The sequence below is a fragment of the Caldibacillus debilis DSM 16016 genome, from assembly GCF_000383875.1.
GTDB classification, from domain to species: Bacteria; Bacillota; Bacilli; order Bacillales; family Caldibacillaceae; genus Caldibacillus; species Caldibacillus debilis.
Genome location: NZ_KB912894.1, coordinates 20,515 through 29,837, shown reverse-complemented (window position 1 = coordinate 29,837; position 9,323 = coordinate 20,515). Strand labels below are relative to the sequence as shown.

The 9,323-nt window shown below is 48.4% G+C and carries 8 protein-coding genes; 2 read left to right on the top strand and 6 right to left on the bottom strand.

The features are described 5' to 3' along the window. Nucleotides 1–215, bottom strand: a 215-nt coding sequence (locus A3EQ_RS0111970; protein WP_154652848.1) for a helix-turn-helix domain-containing protein, incomplete at its 3' end; no start/stop codon positions are given. 197 nt (nucleotides 216–412) lie between these two features. Between A3EQ_RS0111970 and A3EQ_RS0111965 the strand changes: the two genes are divergently transcribed. After that, entirely contained in the window at nucleotides 413–1,219 is an 807-nt protein-coding gene (locus A3EQ_RS0111965; RefSeq protein WP_020155417.1) for a Cof-type HAD-IIB family hydrolase, read from the top strand. A 110-nt stretch (nucleotides 1,220–1,329) separates the two neighbouring features. Continuing rightward, nucleotides 1,330–1,473: a hypothetical protein gene (locus tag A3EQ_RS22525; protein ID WP_020155416.1), complete on the top strand. Its 144-nt coding sequence runs from the start codon at nucleotides 1,330–1,332 to the stop codon at nucleotides 1,471–1,473. A 217-nt stretch (nucleotides 1,474–1,690) separates the two neighbouring features. On the opposite strand, the gene A3EQ_RS0111955 is transcribed toward A3EQ_RS22525, so the two are convergent. From A3EQ_RS0111955 to A3EQ_RS0111930, 5 genes are all read right to left on the bottom strand, one after another. After that, nucleotides 1,691–2,716, bottom strand: coding sequence for a LacI family DNA-binding transcriptional regulator (locus A3EQ_RS0111955; protein WP_020155415.1), 1,026 nt, complete (start codon nucleotides 2,714–2,716; stop codon nucleotides 1,691–1,693). A 98-nt stretch (nucleotides 2,717–2,814) separates the two neighbouring features. Further along, entirely contained in the window at nucleotides 2,815–5,166 is a 2,352-nt protein-coding gene (locus A3EQ_RS0111950) for a glycoside hydrolase family 31 protein (protein WP_020155414.1), read from the bottom strand. A 516-nt stretch (nucleotides 5,167–5,682) separates the two neighbouring features. Next, entirely contained in the window at nucleotides 5,683–6,525 is an 843-nt protein-coding gene (locus tag A3EQ_RS0111940; protein ID WP_026499928.1) for a sugar ABC transporter permease, read from the bottom strand. Nucleotides 6,526–6,536: 11 nt separating this feature from the next. Then, the gene (locus tag A3EQ_RS0111935) at nucleotides 6,537–7,856 is read right to left on the bottom strand and encodes a carbohydrate ABC transporter permease (RefSeq protein WP_020155411.1); all 1,320 of its coding nucleotides are present in this window, start codon (nucleotides 7,854–7,856) and stop codon (nucleotides 6,537–6,539) included. 59 nt (nucleotides 7,857–7,915) lie between these two features. After that, the gene (locus A3EQ_RS0111930) at nucleotides 7,916–9,181 is read right to left on the bottom strand and encodes a sugar ABC transporter substrate-binding protein (RefSeq protein ID WP_020155410.1); all 1,266 of its coding nucleotides are present in this window, start codon (nucleotides 9,179–9,181) and stop codon (nucleotides 7,916–7,918) included. Nucleotides 9,182–9,323 lie beyond the last annotated feature (142 nt).

Here is a 9,323-nt window from a genome sequence, read left to right as displayed (position 1 = left end):
ATTTTTTGCCGGATGTCTTCGGATAAGGCATGTGCAGGTTTTCGCCCCCGGTTTTTGTGAATGACTCCGTTTTCATCCTCCTCAAGGACTCGTTTTTTGAGGCGATAAACCTGACGAAGACTTAGCGATAACAATTCGGCAGCTTGTTTTCCCGTGATATACCCTTCGATCCATTGACTAATCACTTTGTAACGCTTCAATTCTTTTTTGCTCAATGGAATTCGCTCCTGTCTCATACTGACATTTTCACTGAAGCGTTACAATATGACAATATCACAGACGAACAACACCGACCGGAGATTTTTGTTGTAAAATTTCCATTTTCGAAATAAAATGGAATTATCTTTTATAGTTTAGCACGATATGAAACGTCATACCAATAATAAAAAGCTTTGCCAAGAAAGGGAACCGTATGAAAGACAAATTTCTAATCGCATTGGATCTGGACGGCACTTTGCTTAAAGAAGACAAAACGATATCGGAAAAAACGAAAAAGGTGCTGGATCAGGTGCGGAAGGACGGCCACATCGTCATGATCTCCACCGGCAGGCCTTACCGTTCCAGCGCCATGTATTACCGGGAACTCGGCTTGGATTCCCCGATCGTGAACTTCAATGGCGCGTTTGTCCATCACCCGCAAAATCCCGATTGGGAGAACTTCCACGAACCGATAGCCTTATCCGTCGTAAAGGAAATTGTCGAGATCTGCTCCCGGCATTCGGTGGAAAATATGGTGGCGGAAGTCATCGATGAGGTCTATATCCATTACCATAACGAAAAATTGCTGGATGTATTGAAACTCGGCAATCCGAAGATCACGACGGGGGATCTGCGGCGGTTTTTGAAAAACGACCCGACCAGCCTGCTCGTTCAAGGGGATGAAGAGAGCGTCAAAAAGATCCGGGCCATATTGTCCGAAGTCCACGCGGAATTGGTCGACCACCGCAACTGGGGGGCCCCCTGGCACGTGGTTGAAATCGTCAAACACGGCATCAATAAGGCGATCGGCGTGCAAAAGGTGGCCGACTATTACCGGATCCCGCGAGAGCGGATCATCGCCTTCGGCGACGGCGACAACGACATCGAAATGCTGACGTATGCCAAATACGGCATCGCCATGGAAAACGGGATCGACGAGGTGAAGGAAGTCGCCTACGAGGTCACGGCTGACAATGAAAGGGACGGGGTCGCCCGATTTTTGGAAAAATTTTTCTTTTGATGGGAAACGGCCGCATAAAAGGAAACGGTCCGTCGGGATAATCCCCTCGGAAACGGCCAAACTATGATGGAACGGAACTTCTTCCGTTCGACGCCAAAAGGGGGATGAAAATGGGGCAAATCTACAAAGGGATCCGGGCGGCCGGAACCGCGAAGCATGCCAAAAAGAAGCAGCTGCACGGCAGCGCCTCCTATGCGGAAGCGGAAGCCAAAAAACTGCGGAACGTGCGCAAGGCTTCCCTCGGCGGCGAATAACCGGGGCTGAAGGAAGGCGGCCCGGTAATCGGAAAGGCCGGCAAACCGGGGGCCGGAACCGTCTTCAGGCACAAAAAAGGAAATGGGCATAATCCCGCCGAGCAATTTTTTCCCCTGCGGTTTTGCGACCCGGGGGGTTTTTTGATTCGACTTGTTTGGCGAAAGGCGCATCGCCATTTATTCCTGACGATTCTTCCCCCGCCCGCAAGGCAAACGATTAACGGACGACGGCCTGACAGGATTTTCTGACGATCAGGCGGTGGGGAATGATGATCCGCTTGACCGGTTCCTTCGGGTTTTCGATTTTTTGGATCAGATGCTTGACCGCTTCGATTCCCAAGGTGAAAATGTTGATATCGACGGAAGTCAACGGAGGCTGGGCCAGTTCGGCGAAGAGGACGTTATTGAAACTGACGACGGAAATATCCTCGGGGACCTTTTTCCCCAATTCACTTAATGTTTTTAATACGCCGAGGGCCATGATATCATCAATCACCAGCAGGGCGGTCGGAGGATCGTCCAAAAGCATCAATTCCTTCACCGCTTCTTTACCGCCTTCCAGCAAAAACTCTTCATGGATCAAATATTTTTCATTCACGGGAATTCCCGCCTCAGCCAATGCCCTTCGATATCCTTCCAGCCGGTTTCTTGTCACCATGAAACCGATGTCTCCCCCGATGAACCCGATCTTCCGGTGACCGAGACGGATCAAATATTCCGTGCCTTCCTTTGCCGCGGAAATGTTGTCGTTGTCCACATGGGTGATGACTTCCGAGTCCTCGAACGGCTTCCCGACCAGAACAAAGGGAAAGTTTTGCTCCTTTAAAAACTTCATCACCGAATCTCCCAATTTCGAATAGAGGAGAATCATCCCGTCGACCAGCCGGCCAAACACCATTTTTTTAACGTCCTGCAATATCTCCTCTTCCGTTCTTCCCGTTGTAAATTGCAAAATATAATGTTTTTCGGAAACCCCTTCGCTGATTCCCCGCAGCACTTCCGAGAAGAAAGGATTTTGAAAGGCGGTATTACCAGAATTTGGAAAAATGATGCCGATCGCCTTCGAGGATTGATTGGCCAGACTGCGGGCGATCATGTTGGGATGATAGCCCAATTCTTCCATGACTTTTCGGACTTTCCTCTTCGTTTCTTCGCTGATCCGGGGGCTGTCGGCGATTACCCTTGAAACGGTTGAAGGAGCCACATTGGCCGCTTTTGCCACATCTTTGATGGTTACTGCCATCCTCTTATCCTCCTATGCCGCATGAATAGGGACAACCTGATTTTACGGGAAGGGAAAAGGTGCCGGCACCTTTTTCCCTTCCAGTTTTAAGGAAAAGTTTAATAAAGGCGGTAAGTGCCGTCGGAATTTTGTTGAAGCGCCTTTCCGTTCAGGTAAATCTTCAGTCCTTCTTTGCCGTTATGAACGGCCAGTTTCAGCTCTTTCCAATCCGGGCGGTAATTCCCTTCTTCCTTCACTTCCAGATATACGGCCTCCGGATCGGCGGAAATCCGGATCGACTTGCGGAAATACTCCCCGTCTTGATAAGCGAAACTTTCGCCGTCGTCATCATAGAGGGCGAATTCGTAGCGGGTATCGGGACCGTAATAATAGTGAAGGGTCAAGGATTCGTCCTTTTCCTTCGTATTCCGCTTCACTTCTCCGTGGGCGATCATCGTTCCTTGTTTCACAAAGATCGGCATTTGTTCAAGGGGCGCTTCCACCAGATGGTATTTTCCGCCTTCAAAGGTTTCTCCGGTGAAATAATGGATCCAGTTCCCCTCCGGCAAATAAACGGAGCGGACCGTTTGCGCCGGCTGCATGATGGGGGCGACGATCACATTGTCCCCGACCATAAACTGGTCAAACAAGGAATAGGTGTTTTCATCGTCCGGATATTCCATCACGAGGGGCCTCATCACCGGCGTTCCCTTCCGGTGGGCTTCTTCGAATAAGGTATACCATTGGGGCAGCCATCGATAGCGCAATTCAATATATTTCTTAATGATTTTTTCATATTTTTCGCCGAAGGCCCAAGGTTCCTGGCGCAGGGTGCCCAAAGCGCTATGGTTGCGGAAAAAGGGCATGAAACTTCCCGCCTGCGTCCAGCGGGCAAGCAGCTCCCCGTTGGCATGATGGGCGAAACCGCCCACATCCGCCCCCGCGAAAGTGATTCCGGACAACCCGAGATTCATCACCATCGGCAAGGACATTTGCAAGTGCTCCCAGAAGCTGCGGTTATCCCCCGTCCATACGGCCGAATACCGTTGGATCCCCGCATAACCCGACCGGGTCAGCAGAAAGGGCCTTTTTCCCTTTAACCGTTCTTTCAATCCTTCGTAAGTGGCCTTTCCCATGAAAAAGCCGTACATATTGTGGAGCTCCCGGTGGGTTTTCGGATCGCCGTCGTTTGCGTGCATCACTTTGACGTCCATCGTCTTCGTCTCGTTGAAGACGGCGGGCTCGTTCATGTCGTTCCAAATGCCTTCGATGCCGAGGTCAATGTAGAACTGATGCTTTTCGCCCCACCACTTGCGGACCCGTTCGTCGGTGAAATCCGGGAAAGCGCTGTTTCCCGGCCATACATCCCCGTAAAAGATCGTCCCGTCCAAATATTTGCAGAAGAGATCCTTCCGGATGCCTTCCTGGAATACGGGGTATTCCGGATCTTCTTTGACGCCGGGATCGACGATCGGGACAACGTGGACCCCTTCCTTTTTCAAATCCGCCACCAATTTTTTCGGATCCGGGAAACGGCTACGGTCGAAGGTAAAGACCCGAAAGCCTCTCATGTAATGGATATCCAAATGGACGACATCCAAAGGAATGCCCTTCTCTTTAAAGATTTCCACCAGCCGCCTGACCTCTTCCTCCGATTCATAGCTGTATCTGGACTGATGATAACCGATCGCCCATTTCGGAGGAAGGGGCATTCTCCCGGTCAGCGCCGTATATTGCGCAAGGACGTCTTTCATCGTGGGACCCGCGAAGACGTAGTAGTCGATGGACCCGGATTCGGCCGTAATGGACAAATGGTCGGGATCCGACTGCAGGTCAAACACCGTCTTTCCCGGATTGTCGAAAAACAGCCCGCGGGCGAATCCCCGGTCGAAGGCGATGAAGAAGGGAATGGATTGATACAGGGGATCGGTTTCCGGATTATGCGGTGCGTACACGTCGCTGTTCCACATCGTCAATATTTCGCCGCGCTTGTTTAAATATCCGGTCTTTTCGCCGAAGCCGTAAAAAAATTCGTCTTTCCCCATTTCTTTAAACATGACCACTTCCCCGCCCGCTTTAAAGCCCATTCCCTTTTTCCCTTCGGTAAACAGCGGACGGTTTTCCCCGTCATAAATGTTTACCCGCAGCGGATCTTTGCCGATTTCCACCCGGATCTTCCCGGAAGACAATGCGACCGTTTGCCCCGTTTCCGTCACGGAAAACGGCAATCCTTCCGGCTCCAAAACGACCGCCTGGCTGTGTTTCTTTTCCGTTTCCCCGAACGGGTTCATTTGCAGGCGGACAATCTCATCGGCATAAAAGGTGACGGCGAATTCGCCGTTTTCGCACCGGGCAAGAAAACGGTTTCCATCATGGGCAAAAGACAGGATTTTCCCCGCATCATACATGTCCCTTTCCGATCCCCGTATTTCCTTTCCCGGATGGATGGCGAAACTGGTGTCGTTCAGCATGTCGATTCCTCCCAGTTATTGAACTTTAACCTTCTCTCTACTATTTTTTATCAGGCACTTGCCCGACTACAAGATGAAAATGAAAAGAAAAATGAGAAAACAGGGAAAATCGTCCGGGTGATATCGTTCAAATCGGAAAAATCCAGCATCCCGCAAGGCTTGCAGCACCTTCTAGGTCCTGTTTGAAGGCAACCCTTCCCATTTCCCGTTTTCCCCTGCAATTTTTGTGAATTCCGCGTTTGTTTCACCGCGGACTTTTCGTGATTGTTCACCGCGTCCATCTTCGGATCGAGCTTGCTGCAAATAAACTGATCCGGCCTGCTTTACGGAGATTTTTACCGGTCGTTTTTCTGTCCGATTGTTGCTGTAACGATAATCTCCAATCGGCGATTCTTTCTGTTTGAATGCCACTCGGGCATTTTCTGTTTGTATTGAACCATCTGCTCCAACGGATGTTCTTTAAGAAATCAAAGCTGGAAAACGGGTAAAGAACCACTCAGAATCCCTTTCTGCCAATTATCCTTTCGTTCCCCCGGTGGTTAATCCGGAGATTAAATACCGTTGTAAAAAGAGAAACACCAATGCAATCGGAACGGCGATAAGGATGGATCCTGCGGCAAAACGGGTGAAATTATTGGCAAACTGGTTGTTAATGAAATTAAACAGACCGAGGGCCAGGGTGTATTTTTCAGGACTTCTGATGACGATATTGGGCAACAAAAAATCTGTAAAAGGCGCCATGAAATTAAACAGGGCGACCACCGCCAAAATCGGTTTGGCTAAAGGCAATATGATCCTGAAAAACACCCCGAAATGACCGGCGCCGTCAATCCTTGCCGCTTCGTCCAGTTCCCTTGGAATCGTGTCGAAATAACCTTTAACTAGCCAAGCGTTAAATGGAATTTGCCCGCCGATGTACACAAGCATCAGCCCCGCAAGGGTATCCAGCAAGCCCAAGGTATTTAACAATATATATATGGCGACCATGGACATCAAGGAAGGAAACATCTGCAACAGCAAAAAGGAATACAGCCCATATTTTCTCCCGATGAATTGATACCGGGAAAAAGCGAAAGCAATTAACGAAGTTAAAAATACGGAACAAACGGAATTGACGAATGCTACAATTAAGCTGTTCCTATACCAGAGCAAATAATCGCTGTCGGGACTTGTAAACAGCCATTTATAATGAACAAACGACCAGTTTTCAGGAATCAGCGTGGCCGAATACAAGCTAGTTCCCGGATTTAACGAAAGCCCGACGGTCCACAAGAGCGGATAGATGATGACGACGGTCATTATGGCAATGACCAAGTAAATGAGGGAAACTTCGATTCTTGATCTGGTTTTCATTCCCATTTTCAATTTCATCAAATATTCCCCTCCTCTTTAAACGAACGGGTCCGCCGGAATTGGAAAAAGGCAAAACCGCAAACGATTAATCCAATGATTAGGGAGATGGCGGCTGCCATGTTGTAATTGTTCGTCTGGAACGTCAGTTTGTATACCCAAGAAATCAGGATGTCCGTTCCCCCCGCTGTTTGCCCCCTGACGGCCGGTCCTCCTTCATTGAACAAATAAATGATGTTAAAGTTATTAAAGTTCCCCGTATATTGCATGATTAATAAAGGGGCCGTGGCGTATAGAACGTGGGGCAATGTAATGTAGCGGAATTTTTGCCAGCGGGTGCCACCGTCCATTTCGGCGGCTTCATACCAATCTTTCGAAATACTTTGCAAAACCCCTGTAAAAAGCGCAAATACAAAAGGAAAGCCGAGCCATGTTTGAATGAATATCAGGGCCAGTTTCGTATAGAAAGGATCGTTCATCCAAGGAAACGACAAACCCAACGGACCAAGAACATCCCGGTTAATGGCCCCGAATTCGTCGTTAAACATCGCCGCAAAGATCAAAATCGTAACGAAGGATGGAACCGCCCATGGCAGAATTAATATCGTTCGGATCAATTTTTTAAACTTGATGCGGGGGTCATTGACCAGGACCGCCAAAAACAGCCCCAACGCAATTTGCAAAGTGGTGGCGACCAACGTCCAAACGATCGTCCACGACAAAACACTGAAAAAGGTGTCCTGCCATATCGGCACCTTCACGAGGTTAAGAAAGTTTTCAAAGCCGACCCAATCCAACAATTTTCTTGGCGGCGAGTGATAAAGGTTGTAGTTTGTAAAGGCCAGGGCAACCATAAACATGATTGGCAGCACGACAATAAACAAGAGCATGATGAGGCCCGGCGTAAGAAAAATATAGGGAAAGCCCACATCCCAGGAATGCTTGATCGCCTCCTTCCATGTCGGCCGCCTTTTTCCTTCAACGATTTCCTGTGCTTCCTTGTAAGCGTCCCGGATATTAATGACATAGATCGTCAAGGCAAAGCCGACCAAAAGGAGCGATATTAATCCCTGGATCAGCAAAAAAATGGAATGATCCACCATAGGAATTTCTCCAAGGGTTACAAGCCCCCAAAAACCGATGTTTAAATAATCCCAGAAGGTGACAAGGAAGGCGGTTTCAATAATGACGAGCAGGATCCCCTTTCCGTATCTCTTGTTGTAGATCTGACCCAATCCGGCGTAAAGAATGGATAAAATCATCGCTAATCTTGGACGATGTTTAGCCGCCCTCCCGGGTTTCGGCAATTCCCCTTTTTTTAATTCCATTTCCCCGTTCATACCGCTTGCCTCCTCTTACAGAACAGGTGGACAGGAAAACCCCTGCCACCCATATACGTTTATTTCCCTCCGCTTGCCTTGATATTGTCCTTAATTTGCTTTACCGCTTCGTCCAGAACGCCCAAATCTTCACCTTTGGACAGCAATTCGAGCGCTTTATTGTACGGCTCCCAAACCTGTTGCATTTCCGGAATGCTGGGCATCGGTTCGCCATATTGGGTTTGTTCGGCAAATGGACCGATATATGGATCATCTTTTACTGTCGGATCATTCAACGCTTCCTGGTTGGCCGGCATTTCTCCGGCAGTTTGGAAGTATTTCAGCGAGTTTTCCTTATTCGTAATGAATTTCATCAAATCAACGGCCCATTCTTTGTTTTCGGAGAAAGAAGACAGCATCCAGGATTTCACGCCGACAAAGGATTTGGCCTTTTCCCCATTGATTTCCGGGAGGATGGCAACGCCCAGTTTGTCTCCCAACGCCTGTTTATAATCGGGAAGAATCCACGGCCCGTTGATGACAACGCTTACCTTTTTATCCTGGAACAATCCGTTCATGACATCCGGATTGATGCCGACGGGGATTTGTTTTTGCTTAAACCAGGATTGAATGATTTGTCCCGCCTTTTTTGCCCCTTCATTGGCCAGTCCGATATCTTCGGCGTCGTAGCTGCCGTCATCGGAACGCTTGAACACGTAAGAACCGTTGTTGGCAAACAGCGGCCATACGAAATAAAGGTTTGCCCCTTCCATCAAAAATCCGTATTCTTTTTTGCTTGGATTCGTTTGTTCAGCGGCGATCTTTTGCAGCTCCTCCAAAGTCTTCGGAGGTTCTTTCACCCTGTCCTTATTGTAGTAAAGACCGTAAGTTTCAATGACTTGGGGTACGCCGTAAATCTTCCCATCGTAGGTCACCGCCGAAATGGCCGTTTCCGAATAACTGCTTTTTACGTCGTCAATATTGACCGGTTCGGCAAGACCCTGCATGACAATATCACCAATCCGGTCGTGCGGTTGGAAAAAGATGTCCGGACCCTTGCCGGCAGGGCCGTCCAACGCCAAATTCTTCACCTGATCCAGCATGTTTACGGCGACCATTTCCACGGTAATGCCGGTTTTCTCCGTATATGCATCAAAAATTTCCTTAAACGCCTTTTTCTGCTGCTCTTCATTGTTGACCCATACGACAAGCTTATCGGGTTTGGACGCTTCTCCTGTTTCCGTTTCCCCGCCTGAGCTCCTCTCGCTTTCCCGTTTTGGTCCGCAGCCAGCCAATAATCCCACCAACAATACGGCCATAATCAACAAAGATACCGATTTTTTCATTTTTTCACCCCTTATTTTTATGAAATCGTTTGCACATCCATTTTTCATTATAACGGGGGGATGTTGTTTATGCAACCGTTTTCTTTTAAAAATTTGTTACTAAATCTATTAATCAAACTAAAAATATTACAAAAAAATTGAT

Bases quoted from the DNA above. Each gene is read 5' to 3' on its own strand.
- A3EQ_RS0111930 (WP_020155410.1), bottom strand. From the start codon at position 9,181: ATGAAAAAATCGGTATCTTTGTTGATTATGGCCGTATTGTTGGTGGGA.
- A3EQ_RS0111940 (WP_026499928.1), bottom strand. From the start codon at position 6,525: ATGGGAATGAAAACCAGATCAAGAATCGAAGTTTCCCTCATTTACTTG.
- A3EQ_RS0111955 (WP_020155415.1), bottom strand. From the start codon at position 2,716: ATGGCAGTAACCATCAAAGATGTGGCAAAAGCGGCCAATGTGGCTCCT.
- A3EQ_RS0111950 (WP_020155414.1), bottom strand. From the start codon at position 5,166: ATGCTGAACGACACCAGTTTCGCCATCCATCCGGGAAAGGAAATACGG.
- A3EQ_RS0111965 (WP_020155417.1), top strand. From the start codon at position 413: ATGAAAGACAAATTTCTAATCGCATTGGATCTGGACGGCACTTTGCTT.
- A3EQ_RS0111935 (WP_020155411.1), bottom strand. From the start codon at position 7,856: ATGAACGGGGAAATGGAATTAAAAAAAGGGGAATTGCCGAAACCCGGG.
- A3EQ_RS22525 (WP_020155416.1), top strand. From the start codon at position 1,330: ATGGGGCAAATCTACAAAGGGATCCGGGCGGCCGGAACCGCGAAGCAT.